Source organism: Dawidia soli (assembly GCF_018598185.1).
Taxonomy (GTDB): domain Bacteria; phylum Bacteroidota; class Bacteroidia; order Cytophagales; family Cyclobacteriaceae; genus Ohtaekwangia; species Ohtaekwangia soli.
The window spans coordinates 160,757-180,788 of record NZ_JAHESC010000006.1 but is presented as its reverse complement, the minus strand read 5'-3'; the positions used below and the strand labels follow the sequence as shown (position 1 = coordinate 180,788).

The window sequence follows — 20,032 nt, the reverse complement described above, 5'->3', positions numbered from 1 at the left end:
GTTATAGGGCTTATCTTTATATTTGAAATCAGAGTATCAGAAAACGTGAAAAAGAACCAGCAGAGACTCCTATTCGCCCTGGCGCTGACCCTGACGGTCCTTGGAGGCCTGCAGACAGCAGAAGCGCAAACAAGAAAGCGGGTTATCCAGCTTTCAGGGGTGATTTTGGGTGAGGACAGCGTTTCCGGCATTCCCGGGGTGCATGTCTATGTGCCCAAGGCCGGCCGCGGCACGACATCCAACGGCGTAGGCTTTTTCTCCATGCCCGTGCTGGTAGGCGATGAAATCGTCATCAGCTCCGTAGGCTACCAACACCGCTATTTCACCGTCCCCGACGACGCCCCCGAATATCAAACGATCATTGTCAGCCTGTTACAGGACACTACCATGCTCCCCGAAGTCGTGGTTGTACCGTTCCCGACAGAAGAAATTTTTAAACAAGCCGTTCTGGCCCTGAACCTACCGGCAGAAGACGCGCGCATTGACAAAAAGAACCTGAACGACGAGCTCCTCGCACTGATGCTGAAGACCACCCCCATGGATGGCTACCAAAACCAACGGTACTACCTCAACCAGTGGGCCAGCTCCACCAGCGACAAATTCCAGCCCGTTACAAACCCATTCCTGAATCCATTCAACTGGGTGAAATTTTTCAACTCGCTGAAAAAGGACAAGAAAAAGAAGTAGCACCGCCCCAGGGCTTTTGAGAGTTAATCCTTTCTTAGTATTATTGCAGCCGTTTTGCTCGAAACGGGTCGAAAACAACAGAAATGTGGTTTTAGATTCCCAAGAGCATCACATGGATTCGGGGTGTAGCGCAGCCCGGTTAGCGCACCACGTTAGGGACGTGGGGGTCGGATGTTCGAATCATCTCACCCCGACTTTAGGAGTATCAATCTCCATCGGAACCCCTTAAATCGTATGATTTAAGGGGTTTTTCGTTTTTATACCCTCAAACAAGCACTTACAAACTCAAGGTTTCCGTGTCCATTTTGTGTCCAAGACATACCGCGATATGTTTGGACACAGAAGGAAAAGATGTCAACACGCATCTCATTTTAACACTGCTCGCCATGAGTCAATTAACCGTTCTCAACATCAAGTTTTTCGTCAAAAAGAACAGAGCTAAAAACAACCTCGCTCCTCTCTACGTCCGCATTGCCTACGGCACCAGCTCCGTCGATTTGTCTCTCAAAAGAGACATAGACCTCGCCAACTGGGATGGCCCAAACGGTAGGCCTATCGGCAGCCGCGACGATGTCCGCGCCATCAACAACCAGCTCGACCAGGTCCGTGCCGAAATTACCAACTGCTACAGCGAGTTAAAGTATCAGAAAAAAGACATCACCGCCGAAGTCGTCCGTGATCTATTCTGTGGCATCGTTCCGAAAGAGCGCACCCTGGGCGAGCTGGTCGAGTATCACAACGGCCACTTAAAACATACACTGGCGTGGGGCACGATGAAAAACTACATCACCACGCAGGCCTACATCACGCGCTTTATAGAAAAGAACTATCAGGTCTCAGACCTGCCGCTGTCTCGTCTTTCATACACGTTCCTGGTTGATTTCGAAATCTTTCTACTCAACTACAAGCCCCTCGATCATCACAAGCCGTGTACGCACAACACCGTGCTCAAACACATCGAGCGCCTCCGCAAGATGATTAACGTGGCCATCAAAAATGAATGGATTGAAAAAGACCCCTTCGCAAAATTCCAGGCGAAGTTCATTCGCAAAGACCGTCAGATTCTAAACGAAGAGGAAGTAGACGCGCTCGAACAAAAAGATATTAAAGTAGACCGGCTGGCCTGGGCCCGCGACCTTTTCGTATTCAGTGTTTATACCGGCCTCGCCTATTGCGATGTGATGACGCTCACCTCGCAGAACGTTACCCGCGGCATAGATGGCGAATATTGGATAATTACCGCGCGTCAGAAAACCCACCAATCCGTTAGAGTGCCCTTGCTGCCCAAGGCAATGGAAATTGTAACAAAATACCGCACTGACCCCAGAGCGCTTGCCGCTGGCACATTGTTCCCAACATTGTCCAATCAGAATCTAAACGCCTACTTAAAAGAGATTGCCGATATATGCGGCATTGAAAAGAACCTTACGTTTCACCTGGCCCGTCATACCTTCGCCACTACAATCGCACTTTGCAACGGCGTGCCCATTGAAACTGTCTCGAAGATTCTCGGCCATACTTCCATCCGCACCACGCAGATTTATGCCAAGGTAGTAGAGAAGAAGGTAAGCCAGGATATGAGTTCGCTACGCAGCAAGTTGTTAGCGAAGTCACAGCCCACCCCGCATTTCAAAGGTCTGCAAGCAGCTCAATAAAGCAGGTCATGAATTATCCCACCTATGAAACGATTGTAGCAGAAAGCTACGGTCATTTCGATTTCACTAGCATTGGCCGCAAAGGGAAAGTAAAAAAGAGAATCATCTTCAGGCAAACGAGCGACAAAGAACTTGTTTTACTTGCTCTTGTAGATGTTCGCAAAGATGGCACTTTCGATGACAAGGTCGTTACCGACAATGGCGATAGAGATAAAATACTGGCGACCGTCGCGAAGGCCATTCGCTTTTACACTGACAAGTTTCCGGATAAGTGGATAGCCTTCGAAGGCAGCACCGATGCACGGACGCGATTATATAGAGTAGCAATTGCGCTCCATATAGTTGAACTCTCCAAACATTTTATTGTTCGCGGGGCGCTACTTAATCATACAAAGACTCACCCTTTTTCAGTCGGTGTTCCTTATGTCGCATTTTTTATTAAAAAGAAAATTGAATAAATTTACAGTATGAAAAATCTCTTAAAAGAAGCAGATAAAATCACTTTTAAAGTTGTTAAAAGTACCATAAGTGAAGCCGAGCTCGAAAAGATGTCGGCAAAAAAAACTGCGTCTATGAACAAGCTTTTAGAAAGGTTGGATTTGACGAGCCTTCCAGGATATAAAAAATCGTAAGATCTAAGCTATCGCATAGCAGCAAAAGGGACCGCATTGCGGTCCCTTTTTTGTGCATCCATACATTGTTTATGACTAATCACTCTTATAATTAGCTTCAGGTTATGAAGGAATATATAACTTTATCCTATGAAAAACCTCTTAAAGGAAGCTGACAAAATCACATTCCGAGTTGATAAACGGATGAAAAGCGCTGAACATCCAGAAAACTTAAAAATGTCAGCTAAGAAAGTTGCGGCGACAAATGAAATTTTAAAAAACGTTGACCTTTCAGTGCTACCAGGTTATAACGACAATCTTAAAAAATCATAATAATATTACGTTCAACTGACAGAAGGGCCGCAATGCGTTCCTTTTTGACTATGAAAAAATAGCAATTTTTATCCTATGAAAAATCTAGTGGAGGAAGCACAAAAAATCAGATTCCGGGTTGACAATAAACTCGACAATCGTGATTGGCCTAAGCTCTCACCAGAAAAGACTGCAGCTGTTAATGAGATGGCAAAGAATATTAAACTACCTGACCTTCCGAAGAACCGGGGTTAACGGGCATAAGCTTCAACGAGTTGTCTTCATAGGTCTCAGCCAACTTAGACAGATCACCCAGCATAGTTTTCTCTTCGGTCGTCAAATGATGGAATCCGCCCGCCGTCGTCGCCTTGTTCAAAAACGAATCGATGGTTTTCATCGCCAACTTATATTCAAGTTCATTTCCTATTTTAGCCAGCATAGCTATAATTCTATTATTCGCAATATAAAAGGACAGGGAACCATTCCCAAACACGCATAAAAACCATCAAGGGCGGCCAAACAACCAAAAGCCGCCCCGATGGCATGCGGGTTACCCCGCTTTCTCAACGCTCTCCGTTTCCTGTGGCGCAAGCGAAATCACCAGCTTGTCATCCACATAATCCACAATCACCCGCGCTCCGGCTTCAAAGCCTAATCGGCCGAGCCACAAACCACGTACGCACAGCTCTGGCACCATGATCCCTCCTTTCAGCAGATACTTACGTTGCCGGTATCTTTCCTGCACCGTTGCCTTCCGCTGCTTAAAACTGTTTACACCATTGCTTACAACCATTTCCGTCGTTCTTAAATTATCCGTTTCACTAAGCATAGTTTTCAAAGTTGTCCTGCCACTCGCTATTCTCCTCGTCGATATTTACTAATCCTGCCACAACCAAACTACCAGTCGATGGCCGCTTCTTCCGGTGGTTCTTAATCGCCTCATATACCTCACTTGCTACCTCCCGATGGTTACTGAGGTCTGCACAAACCCGTCCAGAATACTGCTGCAATAAGTCCAGATACCACTGCCAGCTGTCAGCCGGTATTTGCAATGCTTCCAAACTGCTATGCAGCGCATAGCCCAGCTGATAATCCAGTCGCTTCACCTCCGCGTTGTGCTCCCGTTGCGCGTGCCTGCCTTTTAATTCATCAGGCCGATGCGATTGAACGATGGCATTCCTTTTATACGCTCTCAAAACCTCACCAAGAACGTCTACGGGGCCTTTTCCGGCCTCACCTACAGACTCATTCAAGTTTTTATTTTTCATGGTTCTTTACGATTGGGTGTTTAGCTATGCAGCCTTCTGCTTTTTCTTTTGGTCTCTACGAAATTCCCGTCTGCTTAGCGCATAGACATCGATGTCCGGCCGTGGCCTATCACTAACATTGGCTGCCAATGGTGGATCCGGAAAATTCCGAATGATATACTCTTCTTTACGCAGTTCCATATACACCTTAAATGCTGCTCGGGTCAGCTCTTCCAGCGTTTGCCCACAACCCATAGCACATAAATCTACGAGGGTCAAGTATGCCCTTACCGTTACCAGGTCGTATTCCCCGGGCTCCAATCCGCACAGCCTCATATTTGGGTCGCGTTCTATACTTCTTTTCAGCATTATATCCTGTTGCGTTTGGAGCACGTCATTCAGAATGGTACTAATGGTTGCTATGATGTCAACCGGTAGTCTAATCGTCCCATATTCCGATCTGTTCACTTTCATGTTGTTAAAGGTTACTGTTACACAATTTTTACTTTTTGCCATCTTGTTTTGACTCCCAACAGTTGCCGCCGGTTGGTATATTTCATCCCTTGCGGCAGCGTCTCATTGTGAATTTTTAACATTCAAGGGTTAAGTGCGCACTTCCTTGTTTGATGATATTAATTTACGGAGTGGCTAGTGTAAATTTTTTCCCGGTAACGTTCACTTTTAACATTGTTGTGTGAATTTTTAACACTGACAGGTATATACTATTCCCAAAAATTCATTTGATAAAACTTGCTTATTAAAAACCTGAAAATGCTATATTTGTATTATGTCAGAATCGATAGAAACATCTAATAAAGCAAAGGCTCACCACGGTCATAATGTGAAGCGCTTCCGCCAAATGTTGGGACTTAAACAAGAGGCTTTTGGCGAAAAGTTGGGAGACGATTGGACAATACGCCGCGTATCCTATCTGGAGAATCAGGAAACCATTGAACCTGAGTTAATCGATGCCGTAGCCAAGGCATTAGGCATTCCGTCTGAAGTGCTCCTAAATTTCGACGAAGAGAAGGCAGTGTATAATATTCAGCATAACCATGATAATGCAGTTAGTCATGCCCATGGTGCCGTCTACTACACACCTACTTTTAATCCACTCGACAAGTACGACCAGCTGGTCGAAAAAATGGAAAAGCTCTACGACGCCTTGCTCCAGTCAGAGCGTGAAAAGAATGCCTTACTCGAAAGGCTTCTCGCAGAAAAATCAAAATAGCCCATCCGCCACCGAAAGGTGGCTTTTTTATTCTCTAACATCGTGCCCGCCCACGAAAACCAGTCATCATTTATACTTTCCACTTCCCTATAAAGTATACTTTTTGGGGAAGCGATAAATCCCGCCCGCCCGCCCCAAACCAGGATTCCTAAGTATACATTTCCCATTCTGGTATAACATTTGGGGAAACTTTCCGTTTTGTACAATGTATTATACCAATCACCCCTGAGACCATGAAATCGTTGCACCATGAGAGTAACCTTGAAGTTACCCACTTACTCAAACCCAACATTCTTTACTGTAACTGGATCGGCCCACAAACAACGGAAGGCATAAAGCAATCCGGCGCCGTTATACTCGACCTCCAGGTACGCCATGCCTTCCGAAAGATCTTGAACGACAATACCCAAGTCGTTGGCCCCTGGCATCTAGCCGCCCGTTGGACCGCCGACGAATGGTTCCCCGCCATGGTCAACGCCGGCATGACGCATTTTGCGTGGGTACTATCGCCCAATGTATTCGCCGAGACCTCCGCGAAAAGAGCGTTACCAACCGGCGACGTCGTCACAACATTTAAATCCTACGACGATGCCTTTGCCTGGCTGACGGACAAGCCGTAAAGCCACAACACTTTTTTATTCATAACCCTGCCAGTGGCTATACGCCGCTGGCCAGGGCTTGCCATGACTTTTTTTTAACTCCCCCGATACCGCTAATGAAAACGATCATCAAACAAACATTCCAAAACGAGCTGCAGCGATTTGAAAATATAATCCTGAAAGACCTCGCCGATTTCTTCAAACAAACCCCTGAACTGGAGCCTGAGTTTCTGCCTGATTTCTCCATGGCCATCGCCGAGGAGGTTCAGGACGTTAAAGACCGCCTTTCACTCAGCTACCTTGTCTTCGACTCGACCAAACTCCCGCTCCACATCCAATACCATCAACGAACGTTGTACACCCTGGCCGGCCACCTGCTCAGATATACCACACCCGCGCAGCTCGTCGACATACAGCTCCAGGACGATCCACAGACGTTCTGTCAAATCCTCTATCATGCTATCGAAGATCTTCTCGACTTCATACGTACACACTTCCCCCAATACTTCGACCAGGATGTATGGATCCCGATTCCCTACCAGCGCATCGTACGCCATCACGTATGCCCCGACCTGCCCACTCTCCGCACAGCCTTGCTACATCGTGGTGTAACCCTCGACCTGATCGCCATCGCCATGCTTCCGCTTTCACAATTCGCTGGCAACAAGACGCCTAATCGCGTCACACATCGCGCGGTCGCCTATCTATGCCAGCTAAAGGCGCGGCTCATGAGCCTGGCCACTTCGCGGGTAGACAATCCCAACCGCCAGTTGGTACAAGTACTGTGCGAGATTAATTTCAATTCTCCAGACTTTGTCGCCTACTGTACCGCCTACATGAAACACGGGCCCCATAACTCGCAACAGTTTGCCGACGGCGGTCCACTCATGTTGTACCGCTTCCGAAAGCTTTTACTTCAAATGCAGCCAGCCGTGGACCTGGCACTCGATCCATTATCACCTCCCCTGCAGGACACACTCTGCACCTGGATCGATGCTGAACTCTCCTACAACGAAGCCACCCAACACGCCTATGACATACCACCATCACCTGGCTGGGCCAGCGTCATTGCCAAGATCATTATTTCCCTCACAGGCGGTCAACTCAGCTACCTGTTCAGCATCATGATCCGCGCAGACATCGTGAAGAACAAAAATAAAAAAGAGCTTGGCGGCATCCTGGCCACCGTCTTCCAGACGGACACCGCCAGCGACCAGGGCGACAGTTACCGCCAGCAGCTCTACCGTGTTGACATCCGGACCAAGAAAACCATCGAGTCAATTTTAGACAAAATGCTCCAGCTCGTCCGTAAAGACACAGCAAACACCAGCATTAGGTAAAAAATCTTAAAAAATTTTCCATTCATTTTCACGCAAAGAGATTGAAACCATATATCACCATGATTCACTTTGATCCGTTATACTCGATTTTGACATTTTACACACTCTTTACACACTTTGTGTGTATGGACTTGCATTGCTATATCTCTTTCATTTGTCCTTATCAAACTATAAAAGTTACATATGGCAACAGCAAACATTGTTACAATCGAAGATCTCGAAGTCTTCAAAAAGAGCCTTCTCCACGACCTGGTCAACCTCATCACCGAACGCAAAAACACCCCTTCTCGCGAATGGTTAAAATCCCGCGACGTCCGGCGCATCCTCATGATCTCCCCCAACACCCTGCAACAGCTCCGCGAGCGCGGCAAACTTTCGTTCACCAAAATCGGCAGCATCTACTACTATGCCTATGCCGACATCGCCAAAATGCTCGAAGAAAACAAAGCCCCCACACGAGACGAATTCGCAGCCCAATTTGATGATGAGGCACCGATAAAACCTCACAGAAAGGCATGAACTACATCTATCTCATCAGAGATTGGATGCAGGTCATGCGCGAGGACGACCGGACCAAGACCCAGCACTTCGCCCTGTACATGACGTTGTTCCAGGAATGGAACTACAAATTCTTCCGCAACCCCATCACCCTCAATCGGGAGAACATCATGGCACAGGCAAGAATCGGCACAGTAAACTTCTACATCAAGACCATGAAGGAGCTTGCCGAGTGGGCCTACATCCGGTACGAACCGTCCTACGATCCGCGCCAAGGCAGCCGCGTCTACCTTCACGTATTTCGTGATGGTGACGATAATGGTGCCAGTATAGGTAGCGATAATGGTGGTGATATACCTGGCGATACAGGTGGCGATAATGGTGACCATAATGGTACCGATATAGGTGACCGTAATGGTGGCCGTACAGCTAGCGATAGAGGTGACCATAATGGTAGCAGTATAGGTGACCGTAATGGTGGCGATAATGGTCGAGAGACGTTATATAAAACAAATACAAACACTACAAACAAGTTAAACAGTATAAACTCTTATGGCACAAGCAATGAAAATTCAAATTTTGTTAACGATCGGGGGGCGGACCCGTACGCGCAAGCAACTGGTACCGGTAATCATTTTCGGAAAAAAGAAACTTCCGGGGGGCGGGGGGCCGGCCGCGGCCACGACATCCCGGCCTCAGTCCAGGAAGCCCAGGAATACTTCCTCGCCCAGCAGTCCACGACCGACGAAGCCGAAAAGTTCTGCAACCACTACCAGGCCAACGGCTGGCTAATGGGCGGCCGCACGCCCATACAGGACTGGCGTGCCCAAGCCCGCAACTGGATCAAAAACGCTATCAAATTCACCCATGAAAACCGAAGCACCCAACAACCGAAACCAGGTCCCCTCAACAACGGCCCAAAAAATTACGGGGAGCCCTTCTGATCCACTTACTCCGTCCAGCGTTCCCCCTTCCGGGGGAACCGCTGTCGGGCTGGCTACACCTCCCGCCGGCGCCGACGCATTGCTCGAAACAATCGGCGGCTACAGCTTCCAATGGCTTATTCACAACCTGGAGGCCCATGGCCGCAAACAGTTCGGCCCAAGTTTCGCCATCCGCCAGACAGATCACAACCTCATGCGCCGCCTCTTGGTATACTTCCTGGCAGACGCCAACAAAGCCTCTCAGTTGGGCATTGATCTTCACAAAGGCATTTTCCTTACCGGCCCAATAGGCTGCGGCAAAACCACCCTCATGAGCCTAATGCGCCTTATACCCGGCCCCGACCAAAACTTCACCATCAAGCCCACGCGCGACATTACCTTCGAGTTCATCCAGGACGGCTACGAAGTCATCCACCGCTACAGCCGTCTGTCATTCCATGCTCATGGCCCACGTACATACTGCTTCGACGACCTGGGTGCCGAGCAAGCCTTGAAGTACTATGGCAACGAATGCAATGTCATGGCCGAAATAGTCCTTTCCCGCTATGACTTCTACAAAGCCTTCAGCATGCTCACCCACTTCACTACCAATCTTACAGCCAGCGAAATCGATGCTATGTACGGCCCACGCGTTCGTAGCCGCATGCGCGAAATGTTTAACCTCATCTCGTTCGACGACAGGCATAACGACTTAAGACAATAACCGCATTGCACGGGACTCGTCATCCAACTGATCGTACCACCCAACATTTCCCCACAGGGGAGACGCCCGGCGGTACGATCGGAGTACCTCTTTCCTTCGCTCACCGAAAGTTAGATAGGCAACACCGGGCCCCTTTTAAGAATCAGAGATACGCAAGCCAGAAACAACGACCACGCGTTCCCGTTCACGATTTATTGAAAATTGACTATCCTTTTCAACAATGAACTCACAAAGGCCAGAAAACATCTCAGTGGTATATTGTCCCACTACCTCGTAGCTAAAGCTCTGCAATTCTCTTATCGAAAAATACAGATGTGAAAGCTTTACGCCTTGATGATACCCTCGCAATACCTCTGCAATTTCGACACACGCAGCTGCACACCCGGTGAAGGCAGATGCAATTCCTAGAGTGTAGCCACATCCCACAATGTCCTTTGACAGTTTCTCCAATACAGGTGAAGTGTTGTGCACCGAGGTATTGGCCCAAAATTCCGATGGCTCTAAAGCGATGTTTGGAAAGGCGTTGAATCGCACCATATCGAAGTTCAGTCCTGCGCCAAGGCCGCAATCAAGAACAGCCTTAAAATCAGCGATCCTAAAACTTCTTCTTGCTGCTATATTATCAAGACCGGCAAGTAAGATCTGAGGATCTTGTTCTTGCCGAACATAATGGGCATCATACTTTCTCTCTACTATTCGTGTTGTAATTCCGCGTCGTTCAAGCCAGCCCGCAACAATTCTTGTCTTTGGTTTTCCTACACTTTCAAATTCAGAAAGCATTCCCGAGTCTAAATTCCCCAACACTACTTTATCATCGTCTTGAAGCTTGACCTCCAATTCGCCTGGCGTCTTAAAAGGAAAGTGTCCTATAACCCAGGCGTAGGCCTGGCCCAAGTGTCCCAGTCCCAAAGCCCATATTTTGTTTGGGAACGAATGAGGTATTGGCCCCTGCGCTTCTGAACCATTCCATTGTAGATCAGGTCGCCACAGAGAAATACCAGTGACTTCTTGTCCAATACTCATATCGAAGTTCGCCACGCGAAGAAATATTGCCCCAACGATCAATGCACCGCCGAAAATACCTCCTAGAGGAAAACTTTGATCTCCAGGGAGGGTGATTTCGCTCGCCATTGGTGGAAGTATACCGGCCGACCAGTTATTCACTAACAACCCCCAACTTCCATCGGCGGCGGGCACGTTGCCTAGCGTCACCACAGGACAATCAGTCGGGGCTGTCGTAGGATTGACGATCGCTCCCAATTCCATAGCAACCAACGCGAGGTTATTTTGTTTATAGCCAGGCAAAAGAGCTTTTGCATCATTTCTTACTTTTACAAAAACCCCACCTTTAAAACATCGCTTTCCCGCGTTGACCATAGTCAACAGTGCGGCCTGTTCAGATATTGATGATAGAATACTATCCTGGCAAACTATTAACAGCCTATACTCCCGCAACATATCATCAATCTCAGCAAATACGTCCTGACCAAGCATCGCTAACATCGGATCCCGTTCTAAGAACGCAACGGCTAGCCTACTAACAGAATCCCTCTTCATATCAAGAGGTTTCCTAACGTGGAATTTTTCCGTAAAGTGATGTGACGTCCATCGAAATCGATTACCCTGATATTCGTAAGTGCCTACGCTATTAAAATCGCAGACGGCAGGTTGCGCAAAATGCGGTACAATTAAAGCCAAATGACCTTTAATTTTTACCATCGGATTTTCTTCATCAATACCACTCTGTCTTACACTTCCATAAGGATGAGTGTGAACGTCTGCCCTAACGACAAGCCCGTTATCGACACAATAATCCGAAAGCCTTATGAAAGCACGTTGAGTCAAATGTACGCCGCCGGTATCGAAGGAGCCGGGTTCCAGCTCATCGTAATACAATGCCGCAACAATTTCATTTGATCCTTCCTTTGAGAGTAAGAAAGCGCCGCTCTCGGTTTCTCCGTTTCCCCTTAACCTTAATTGTATGTATAGTTCATCCCAAAAGGCTTCAGTCATTACCAATTTATCCTTGTACCCCATGATAGTTTTCTCCGTTTAAAATTTCATGCACTATGGCCAAGTACTGGTCGATCCGGGAAATGCCTGAGCGCCAAGCTACAGCCGGAAAATTTTGCACCCACTCTGGATGTGAAGTTACGCCTCCTCTATCCCAAGGAGCATAGAGTTGGTCAGGTACCGAGAAATTAGACTTGAAGCCTTCGCTAAATGGTCCGGTCACTTTCGGCCAGAGGCAATTTTCCAATCTGCTATTTTTAACTACATCCCAAAAGCAACCAGCCGGTGCGGCGACGTTATAGTTGTCAACGCGAATTTTTAAAAAATACCTTTCAGGAGCAGGGTCCGGTCGGGTCGCGGCAGCAATCCAGAAGGTAGAGAACGGCCATTGCTGGCCGTTCTCGTCTTCTACATTTTTCAAACGATGTTCACCCCAGTAGCCAAGAATTTCGCCCTGGCGATACTCCGGGAGCTGCAAATGAGCTTCAAACAATAATCTATCGGCTGTCATCCTGCAAATGCATTAGGGTCCGCTAGATAAAATTTGATTCCACAGACAGGATAGTCTGAAAAGTACCCGACCGGATAATTACGGTTCACCTTTGAGTTTTGGTCCTCCGTCTCGTAAAGCTCGAGGTTATTGCCGGCAGGGCCGTCTATACATAAACCCTCAATCGCGTCCTTTCTGACGTGCTTAATTAGCTTAGACGGTGGATAATCTCCACTGAACACCTTTCCTGCATAAATAATGGAAACGCGAACTTTTCGACAACGATGGATCACAAAAGCTTTCCGCTCTTTAACCTTAGCGTCCTTCGACAGCTCTTCCGGCTCGTCAAGCAAATAAACTTCTTGGTCTTCTAAGTTGTCGTCTAAACCGACAGTGTTGGGTGATGCTATTTTGATCAGCTCACCAATTTTGGCATGCTCGTCCGAGGTGACTTCCTTTACCACCTTGGACGGCAAATAAACTACTACTTTCATAGCGTTGTTTGTTTGGTCCATTAAATCGACATCCGAATCGAATGACATGCCTTGCATGCCCCGATAGACTTCATCGGCTCTTTGGTCCACCTGAACATAGGTGCTCCTTTTGAAGGCTTCGGGGAATCCTCTTAAGTGGTATTCTTTACCGTTTAAGTGTAAAAGAGGCCCGCTTGGCACCGAATGCGGCTTAGGCGCACTCTGATTTGGACAATAAGGGAAGATCGCGTACTTTTGAATTGCAAATGATTATCAAGTACTCTCGGTTTACCAGACCGGGTGATCTACTTAGAGTCAAACCAGGGGGCCAAACGGTCTCCTGTTTTTTTTATGTTTATGTTAAATGTTTACGTTAAATCACCCCTTCCTAGATCGTCTAGCCAGGGTGGCAAATTCTCAAATTCGTTCAACCAAAAATCTTCGGGTCTACCAACTACGACGTGTTCTCCTTGACGTTCCAGATCGCTATCCTGGAGAACCTGCACATTCATCTGACTAGCAATACCTGCCAGAAAAGGATCAGCGCTGAGGAGCCGCATTTCGTTTACTATACAGTAGTATAATACAATAGCGTCATCTGCGGTCAAGCCTCGTGAATATTTCCGTTTGTATTCGAAGATGATCGTACCAGGAACTTCTTCTTCATCGATAATCTGTATATACCCCATCCACTTATAGGGCTCAAGAAAACTCCGTATGCTACCGGGCAGATTCAACCATTCCGTCTCCAGTACAAAGAACTCGTGTTCTACACCGCCCCCCAGGAAAATCGAGAAAAGCGACTCAGCTCGTCTAGCCACTGCTTTCATTTTTTTACAATGCAATTAGTTCGTTAAACATATCTACACTACCTCCAAGTTGTTCATATTTATCTTGCCCAATTTTGTTTTCAGCGACCGCCCTATAAAGCAACTGTTTGTGTCTTAAGGCCGTCTCATCACCACTGAAATTAACTATACTCTTTCCATCCAGCTCTTCAAGTATTAGTCGTTTCTTTTCCCACGATATAATATTGGCGAAAGCAGCACTTACAAGAATTGCACGGATCGAAATCCCATATTTTTGCTTAATTAGATTTAATTCCTGGAGGCTTATCCCACTTCGTGCCTGCCCGAGCTCACGCCACAGCAGCTCCTTGGGCAAAATCAGCATTGACGCAAAGGCATTACAAATACTCTCAACCACTTCATATTTCACGTGCTTGGGAATTTGCAAGATCAAGTGACCGAGCTCGTGCAGAGCTGTGAAACGCTTCCTGGTTACTTCCTCTATGGCACTATTCAGAACCACAATCGGGTTCCCGTCATAACGAGCACTCAATCCTTCGAATCCTGCAGGTCCTCTGAACTCGACAACCTTAACGCCACGATTTTCAAGCACACCGACGACATTGGCAAAGGGATTTTCATATATACCCCATTTTCGACGAACTTCAAGCGCAGCTTCTTCGGCTTTGTCCTTGCTGTCTATATCGCCCATGCTTTTAACCGGGTTGACGAACTCGATCTTACTATCCAGAATATCTTCAAGTTCGAGAACGTACCGAATTTTGTCGAACGCTACGTGCTTCACCATATCTAAGATCTCATCGTCCAACGAAGCCTCTCGTCTGTACTGAACGCTCTTTTCAAAGCTGGAATCAATGACTTTAAAGCCATAGTTAAAGAGGTCAAATGGCTTAATTTCATTGAACAAGGGCTCAAAGGGAAATTCTAATGCTTTGGCTATTCTTCTCACAACGGCCGTACTTGGACTTGTAGTGTCTTTTTCGTAGCTGGCGAGAGTTTGCCTTGTCACATCGATTTCCTGAGCCAACACATCTTGCGATACTCCGCGGAGCCGCCTTACCATGGCGATGTTGCTCCCGAGGGTGCAGGGGTCTGTTGACGTTTCCATGACTGTTGATGTTGTTTCGGCCATAATTAGCTTGTACTGATATCGGATTTACCTATTTTTTTAGTGATACCACAAAGATGTATGATAAAACTAACATAACCAAAATGAAAAATAATTCAATGTTAGATTTTAATTGTAAACAACTGAAATACAACAGATTGACATAAAACATTTTTTGTAGATCGACGCAATAGTTTGACTCTATTTACCATTCCCATCGACTCCAGCTGCACATTGTCCAATGCCGCCATCCTGCGCTGGCCAACGCCACCCCACCGCACATGCCCACCCGCCCTGTGCCTCCTTCGGCAGGCATCAAGGTAGATAAGGAGCGCTTGCGCGCGGTTGGTTGTGGGGCCGGCACAAAAGGCCCGCCAGGCGCTCCACTTCGTTCCGCCCCTGTCATGCCTTTTGTCCGTCCCCGCTGATAGTATTTGAATGGCGCCGCTTCGCTCTGCCGCATATTGCGGTCAGCTTTGACACAACCACCCGTGCTCGCGCGGTCTTGTCCTGCCCTTATTTTCTGCGGGGGGACCGCAGAGGCAGGCCAAGACCAGGTGTTGGTGCGCGCCTTGATCCTCGCCGGCTCCCCCCGCACCCCCCACTCGCCGGCTCGGGCGCGCAAATACCAAATGCAGTTGCTTACGCCCATGGGGCCGGCACAAAAGTCCTGTCAGGCGCTCCACTCCGTTCCGCACCTGCCAGGCCTTTTGCACGGCCTGAATGTATTGATTTGGCTCCGCTTCGCTCTGCCTAACAACCAAGGCAAGCGTTGCGACACAGTAGTAGACGCCGCCCCTTCCATTGCACGGAAACCCGTAATAATTTTCTCAAATCCTGCATCTTTTTCCGGAAGCTCCGTCTTAACAGTAGCACAGCATATAAGACAATGGAAACAGCAAAATCACTTCCCGTAGCGATCATCGGCGCAGGCCCCGTCGGGCTGGCCGCCGCTGCCTACCTCACCGTCAGAAACCAGCCTTTCGTGCTGTTCGAGGCGGGAGATACCGTCGCTGCCAACATCCTCACCTGGAAACACATTCGCGTATTCTCCCCCTGGCGTTATAATATCGACAAAGCCGCAAGGCAGCTCCTGGAGCAAACCAGCTGGCAAAGCCCCGACGACGAGGCACTGCCCACCGGCGGCCAGCTTTACAAGCAATACTTCAAACCCCTGGCCGACCTCCCAGCCCTCGCACCTCACATCCACCTACAAAGCAAAGTAGTGGCCATCGGCCGCACCGGCCAGGACAAAATGAAAACCGCCGGCCGCGAGCGTCTGCCCTATGCCGTCCAGGTACTTCACAACAACCAGGTCGAGCAGTTCCTGGTCAAAGCCGTCATCGACACATCCGGCACCTGGAACTTCCCGAACCCCATTGGCTCCGGCGGCACGTTCGCCATCGGCGAACAAGAGCACCGCGACAAGATCTTCTACGGCATCCCCGACATCCTCAATACGCACGCCGAACGCTATAAAAACAAGAGCGTTCTTGTCGTCGGCAGTGGCCACTCATCCATCAACGCCGTACTCGAGCTTGACAAGCTCAAAGAACAATACCCCGACACCCAAATCCACTGGGTACTTCGCAAGCAAAACATCCATGACGTATACGGCGGCCAGGAGAAAGACGCCCTCGAAGCACGCGGCGACCTCGGCATTAAAATCGAGCAGCTTGTAAATGACGATCGCGTTAGCGTCTATACCCCGTTCCATATCCAGCAGGTAATAAAGACCGGCGACGCACTCACTATTGTCGGCCTACAAAACGGCATCAAACTCGCGCTTCCCGGCATCGACCAGGTCATCAGCAACACCGGCTCACGCCCCGACTTCAGTTTCCTGCGTGAAGTCCGCCTGAGTATAGATCCTTCCCTTGAAAGCGTCGCACAGATTGCCGAACTCATCGATCCCAACATCCACAGCTGCGGCACCGTCCGCCCGCACGGCGAGAAAGAACTCCGTCACCCCGACCAGGACTTCTACATCGCCGGTTCCAAAAGCTATGGTCGCGCCCCCACCTTCCTCATGGCCACCGGCTATGAGCAAGTGCGCTCTATCGCCGCTGCCATAGACGGCGACCTCGAAGCCGCAGCCAACGTTGAACTTGATATGCCCGAAACCGGCGTCTGCAGCGTCAGCAACGTCCAAACCGCCACCGCGTGCTGCGGCGCTCAACCCGAGCCACAGCAAAAGCCCGCCGTCGCCTCATGCTGCGGATAAATACAACACAGGGTACGACGTTAAGTCCCGCTATCCACGCATCGCTGACGCTTGCTTTCGCTGGCATCAGCGATGCCTTTTACATTTATAGTGCAATGATCGATTAAGATATCCTAAGCATGGAAGTAGCCGAGATATACACACATTTCCGCCAAAGCCTGTTTGCCTACATCCGCAGCAAAACACGCTCAAAGGAAGATGCCGAAGACATCTTCCAGGAAGTCTTCATGAAGATTTCCAACAACGTAGATAAGATCTCGCACGAAGACAAACTCCCCAACTGGATCTTCCGCACCACGCGCAACGCCATCATAGACTACTACCGCGCCAAAGCCGCCACCCCAAACGTCCCGCTGGACGACACCGCCACCACCGACAAACCCATAGAAGAAGACATTGACTCCACCCAAGGCCTCGACCGCTGCATGGGCTGCATGATTAGACTACTTCCAGAAGAGTATAAAGACATTCTCATAGACGCCGAACTCAACGGCATCCGCCAGAAAGAACTTGCCGAAAAGTACGACATGCCATACCCCACGCTACGTTCTCGCGTTCAGCGAGGCCGCGAACGCCTCAAACAGCTGTTCTACAACTGCTGTCACATCGAAGCCGACAGCCGCGGCAACATCCTCGAAGCACACGGCCGCGCAGACTATCACAACCCCTGTCATAACTGCATAAGCAACCAGCAAAAATAGTCTCGTCGCCGCTGCATCATTTTAAAAAACCTCCGTCTTTATAATTGAAAACAGTAAGACCATGGATACATCACTCGAAAACATCCCCGTCATTACCAAGACCAAACCAGCTCCGCGCACGATCGAAGCCCCGGCATCTTCTTGCTGCACGCCAAAAGTAGAAGCCGCTGCCTGCTGCGAGCCTAGCAAGGCGCCGGAAGAAAACAACGGCGCATGCTGCGCTCAACCAACAGACGGCACAGAATGCTGCGACAAGTAACAGAAGCAAGGTGAGGATCAAAACGATCCTCGCCTTGCGTAATATTGTTATCGGCGCACCAGCTTTGGCGACACCGCGTTCCATTCCGCCACAGCCTCGCGAAGATCCTTCTGAAACACCGGGTTCTGCAAATAGTACTGAACCATCTTATACGACAGCTGCCGCGACGCCTCATTATCACTCGGATAGTGAATTCCCATAATCTCCCGCGAGCGCCTGATCTCTTCTGCCAACGCTATAAAATTCTTCCGTTTCTCCGGCACCACCTCGCTCCAGGTAAAGGCCTGCACAAATGCCCACAACGTATGCCCACTCGCAAACGACGGCGAGTTGATCTTCGTCAGTGGCGCCAGCTTCGGCTCCAGATGATAGGGCCGAGGACGAAACAACGTATACTTAATCGTGAACTCCATCACCCGCATATCCTGCATCACACCCTGCAGCAGCTTCGCCACTTTCGGCAGATTCCTTGCGTTCACCTCGTTTCCCATTAGCTCACTCCCCTCAAAAAACAAGTTCGCCAGGTTTTCTTCGTACGACGGATGCGAAGGCACCAGGTTTATCCATGGCCAGTATCCAATGTCGCCCAGGAACCGTACCCGTTTCTCCTGCTCGCTTGTTCGCTTCGCTTGCAGGTCTAGCATATAGTCCAGCTCCTTCCGCACCTGGTCCGAGCTGTTAGCAGGAAACTTCACACTTTCACGAAGGGTTTTCACTTGCGCATCTGTCAGGTAGTACGGCTTTACCAGCAGATACACAATCGCACTACTATATTCCGCCGGCGGATACTTAATCGTATCCATCCACGCTCGTGCCGGGTTCACCGCCGCGCTAAACGCCTGTAGTTCTTTATAGTGATCACTTACCGGCTCGAGTGGCTGGTGGGATTTCTTCTGTGCAACAGCCAGCACACCGGCCGCCAGAAACAAAACAAATAGACTGATTTTTTTCATCTCGTAAACATTTTTGCTCACGAGACGTCGCCCCCTATCGAAAAGACGCAAACTTTAACAACACTTCGATCTATTCTCGCACACAATCACATTGCCGTAAGAATCCAGCTTTATAATAAGCGTTTCATCCATCCTTTCTTTTAAAATCTGCCGCGCACGCTGCACCCGCGACTTCGCTCCGGAGTACGATATACCCAGCCGCTTTGCCAGCTCCAGCTGCGGCATCTTCTCCACGTCCGCCAGCTGCAACGCCTCCCGGTATTTATCCGGCAGCGACGCCATCAGATTTTCCAGGCACCGCGTCACGCACTCATTAAAGTTTGGCGCATCATTCTCCCAATCCAGGTCACTCGCATGCAGGCTCCGCGATTGTTTTCTAAAATGGTCTATAATGGCATTCTTCGTGATCTGATATATCCAGTTCGTGAGCTTATCCCGCTCATGCAGCTGCCCGATCTTGTTCTGCACCTTGATGAACACATCATGCACAATATCCTCCGTCAGCGACTTGTCCCGTACCCGCTTATACACAAAACCTTTCAGCTCCTGCTGGAAAAAATTCAGATTAATACCCACGGTCGATTCCATAGCTATCCTTTAATACTGTTCCACTTCCTTACGACGCAGACCCATTCCAAAAGACGCAACTAAATCCCAACAATTTCACTCCTACGCTCAAACAACACCGTATTCCGCCATTTTCCATCCATTTGCGCAATCCGCTCCCGGTATCCTATTTCCCTAAAACCTGCCGCCTCGTGCAGTTTAATGCTCGCCGTATTCTCCGGAAAGATCGACGCATACAGCGTCCAGATTCCCGCCGCCTCACTTTGTTCCACCAGGTGCCGCATCAGCGTCGTTCCAATGCCTTTTCCAGCATGCCCAGGATGTACATAGATCGTCACTTCCACAACACCCCTATACACCTCTCGCACCGACACCGGCTGCAATCCTGCCCAGCCTACTACCACGCCATTGTCAATGGCAACCCATAGCAGGTGCGCATGAAATTTCTTCAACCACGAGTCAAAGTCGGGCACTGTCGTCTCAAACGTCGCGTTACCCGTCGCAATCCCCAACCCGTATATTTCACTCACCGCAGCCCAATGGCTCCGCTCAAAAAGACTTATAGATACACCCATATTTGCTGTATTGACTTTCCAATAGGCTTGACT

The 20,032-nt window shown here is 48.9% G+C and carries 26 protein-coding genes and 1 tRNA gene; 15 read left to right on the top strand and 12 right to left on the bottom strand.

Annotated elements, in window-relative coordinates:
* The first annotated feature begins 45 nt into the window (after positions 1-45).
* The 6 genes from KK078_RS06500 to KK078_RS06475 all read left to right on the top strand — a co-directional run bounded on the left by KK078_RS06500 (position 46) and on the right by KK078_RS06475 (position 3,286).
* Positions 46-687 carry a carboxypeptidase-like regulatory domain-containing protein gene (locus tag KK078_RS06500; RefSeq protein WP_254089437.1) on the top strand — a complete coding sequence of 214 codons (642 nt, stop codon included), beginning with the start codon at positions 46-48 and terminating at the stop codon, positions 685-687.
* A gap of 119 nt (positions 688-806) precedes the next feature.
* Positions 807-881: transfer RNA gene (locus KK078_RS06495), tRNA-Pro, on the top strand.
* Between the two features lie 138 nt (positions 882-1,019).
* Positions 1,020-2,342, top strand: a complete 1,323-nt coding sequence (locus tag KK078_RS06490; protein WP_254089436.1) for a site-specific integrase — start codon at positions 1,020-1,022, stop codon at positions 2,340-2,342.
* An 8-nt stretch (positions 2,343-2,350) separates the two neighbouring features.
* Positions 2,351-2,800, top strand: a complete 450-nt coding sequence (locus KK078_RS06485; RefSeq protein WP_254089435.1) for a DUF6934 family protein — start codon at positions 2,351-2,353, stop codon at positions 2,798-2,800.
* A gap of 9 nt (positions 2,801-2,809) precedes the next feature.
* Positions 2,810-2,974: a hypothetical protein gene (locus KK078_RS06480; protein WP_254089434.1), complete on the top strand. Its 165-nt coding sequence runs from the start codon at positions 2,810-2,812 to the stop codon at positions 2,972-2,974.
* A gap of 129 nt (positions 2,975-3,103) precedes the next feature.
* Entirely contained in the window at positions 3,104-3,286 is a 183-nt protein-coding gene (locus KK078_RS06475; RefSeq protein WP_254089433.1) for a hypothetical protein, read from the top strand.
* 199 nt (positions 3,287-3,485) lie between these two features.
* Here KK078_RS06475 and KK078_RS06470 read toward each other — a convergent pair whose 3' ends face one another.
* The 4 genes from KK078_RS06470 to KK078_RS06455 form a co-directional block, all read right to left on the bottom strand.
* Positions 3,486-3,704 (bottom strand): hypothetical protein, encoded by a 219-nt coding sequence (locus KK078_RS06470; RefSeq protein ID WP_254089432.1) that lies wholly within the window; start codon positions 3,702-3,704, stop codon positions 3,486-3,488.
* Positions 3,705-3,815: 111 nt separating this feature from the next.
* A complete protein-coding gene (locus tag KK078_RS06465; RefSeq protein WP_254089431.1) occupies positions 3,816-4,094 on the bottom strand; it encodes a type I toxin-antitoxin system SymE family toxin in 279 nt (92 codons plus the stop codon).
* The gene (locus KK078_RS06460; RefSeq protein WP_254089430.1) at positions 4,087-4,533 is read right to left on the bottom strand and encodes a hypothetical protein; all 447 of its coding nucleotides are present in this window, start codon (positions 4,531-4,533) and stop codon (positions 4,087-4,089) included. Before KK078_RS06460 ends, KK078_RS06465 begins: the two co-directional genes overlap by 8 nt.
* A gap of 24 nt (positions 4,534-4,557) precedes the next feature.
* Positions 4,558-4,986: a hypothetical protein gene (locus tag KK078_RS06455; protein ID WP_254089429.1), complete on the bottom strand. Its 429-nt coding sequence runs from the start codon at positions 4,984-4,986 to the stop codon at positions 4,558-4,560.
* A 313-nt stretch (positions 4,987-5,299) separates the two neighbouring features.
* Between KK078_RS06455 and KK078_RS06450 the strand changes: the two genes are divergently transcribed.
* The 6 genes from KK078_RS06450 (at position 5,300) to KK078_RS06425 (ending at position 9,827) form a co-directional block, all read left to right on the top strand.
* Positions 5,300-5,743, top strand: a complete 444-nt coding sequence (locus KK078_RS06450; protein ID WP_254089428.1) for a helix-turn-helix domain-containing protein — start codon at positions 5,300-5,302, stop codon at positions 5,741-5,743.
* A 233-nt stretch (positions 5,744-5,976) separates the two neighbouring features.
* Positions 5,977-6,363 carry a hypothetical protein gene (locus tag KK078_RS06445; RefSeq protein WP_254089427.1) on the top strand — a complete coding sequence of 129 codons (387 nt, stop codon included), beginning with the start codon at positions 5,977-5,979 and terminating at the stop codon, positions 6,361-6,363.
* Between the two features lie 95 nt (positions 6,364-6,458).
* Entirely contained in the window at positions 6,459-7,682 is a 1,224-nt protein-coding gene (locus tag KK078_RS06440) for a hypothetical protein (protein ID WP_254089426.1), read from the top strand.
* Positions 7,683-7,865: 183 nt separating this feature from the next.
* The gene (locus tag KK078_RS06435; RefSeq protein WP_254089425.1) at positions 7,866-8,201 is read left to right on the top strand and encodes a helix-turn-helix domain-containing protein; all 336 of its coding nucleotides are present in this window, start codon (positions 7,866-7,868) and stop codon (positions 8,199-8,201) included.
* Positions 8,198-9,124 carry a hypothetical protein gene (locus tag KK078_RS06430; RefSeq protein WP_254089424.1) on the top strand — a complete coding sequence of 309 codons (927 nt, stop codon included), beginning with the start codon at positions 8,198-8,200 and terminating at the stop codon, positions 9,122-9,124. The genes KK078_RS06435 and KK078_RS06430 overlap by 4 nt, the downstream gene beginning before the upstream one ends.
* Positions 9,048-9,827: an ATPase gene (locus KK078_RS06425; RefSeq protein WP_254089423.1), complete on the top strand. Its 780-nt coding sequence runs from the start codon at positions 9,048-9,050 to the stop codon at positions 9,825-9,827. The genes KK078_RS06430 and KK078_RS06425 overlap by 77 nt, the downstream gene beginning before the upstream one ends.
* 135 nt (positions 9,828-9,962) lie before the next feature.
* On the opposite strand, the gene KK078_RS06420 is transcribed toward KK078_RS06425, so the two are convergent.
* From KK078_RS06420 to KK078_RS06400, 5 genes are all read right to left on the bottom strand, one after another.
* Positions 9,963-11,864 carry a ubiquitin-activating E1 family protein gene (locus KK078_RS06420; RefSeq protein ID WP_254089422.1) on the bottom strand — a complete coding sequence of 634 codons (1,902 nt, stop codon included), beginning with the start codon at positions 11,862-11,864 and terminating at the stop codon, positions 9,963-9,965.
* Positions 11,848-12,351, bottom strand: coding sequence for a DUF7665 family protein (locus KK078_RS06415; protein WP_254089421.1), 504 nt, complete (start codon positions 12,349-12,351; stop codon positions 11,848-11,850). Before KK078_RS06415 ends, KK078_RS06420 begins: the two co-directional genes overlap by 17 nt.
* Entirely contained in the window at positions 12,348-12,824 is a 477-nt protein-coding gene (locus KK078_RS06410; RefSeq protein WP_254089420.1) for a hypothetical protein, read from the bottom strand. The genes KK078_RS06415 and KK078_RS06410 overlap by 4 nt, the downstream gene beginning before the upstream one ends.
* Before the next feature lie 347 nt (positions 12,825-13,171).
* Positions 13,172-13,633, bottom strand: coding sequence for a hypothetical protein (locus KK078_RS06405; protein WP_254089419.1), 462 nt, complete (start codon positions 13,631-13,633; stop codon positions 13,172-13,174).
* 4 nt (positions 13,634-13,637) lie between these two features.
* A complete protein-coding gene (locus KK078_RS06400; protein ID WP_254089418.1) occupies positions 13,638-14,744 on the bottom strand; it encodes an XRE family transcriptional regulator in 1,107 nt (368 codons plus the stop codon).
* Between the two features lie 865 nt (positions 14,745-15,609).
* Here KK078_RS06400 and KK078_RS06395 point away from each other — a divergent pair.
* From KK078_RS06395 to KK078_RS06385, 3 genes are all read left to right on the top strand, one after another.
* Positions 15,610-16,944, top strand: a complete 1,335-nt coding sequence (locus tag KK078_RS06395) for an NAD(P)-binding domain-containing protein (protein WP_254089417.1) — start codon at positions 15,610-15,612, stop codon at positions 16,942-16,944.
* 119 nt (positions 16,945-17,063) lie between these two features.
* Positions 17,064-17,645, top strand: a complete 582-nt coding sequence (locus KK078_RS06390; protein ID WP_254089416.1) for a sigma-70 family RNA polymerase sigma factor — start codon at positions 17,064-17,066, stop codon at positions 17,643-17,645.
* A gap of 61 nt (positions 17,646-17,706) precedes the next feature.
* Positions 17,707-17,904 carry a hypothetical protein gene (locus tag KK078_RS06385; RefSeq protein ID WP_254089415.1) on the top strand — a complete coding sequence of 66 codons (198 nt, stop codon included), beginning with the start codon at positions 17,707-17,709 and terminating at the stop codon, positions 17,902-17,904.
* Positions 17,905-17,951: 47 nt separating this feature from the next.
* Here KK078_RS06385 and KK078_RS06380 read toward each other — a convergent pair whose 3' ends face one another.
* The 3 genes from KK078_RS06380 to KK078_RS06370 are packed head-to-tail and all read right to left on the bottom strand — an operon-like array spanning position 17,952 to position 19,999.
* Entirely contained in the window at positions 17,952-18,857 is a 906-nt protein-coding gene (locus KK078_RS06380; RefSeq protein WP_254089414.1) for a phosphatase PAP2 family protein, read from the bottom strand.
* Between the two features lie 54 nt (positions 18,858-18,911).
* The gene (locus KK078_RS06375; protein WP_254089413.1) at positions 18,912-19,445 is read right to left on the bottom strand and encodes a sigma-70 family RNA polymerase sigma factor; all 534 of its coding nucleotides are present in this window, start codon (positions 19,443-19,445) and stop codon (positions 18,912-18,914) included.
* A gap of 59 nt (positions 19,446-19,504) precedes the next feature.
* Positions 19,505-19,999 (bottom strand): GNAT family N-acetyltransferase, encoded by a 495-nt coding sequence (locus KK078_RS06370; RefSeq protein WP_254089412.1) that lies wholly within the window; start codon positions 19,997-19,999, stop codon positions 19,505-19,507.
* Between the last annotated feature and the right edge of the window lie 33 nt (positions 20,000-20,032).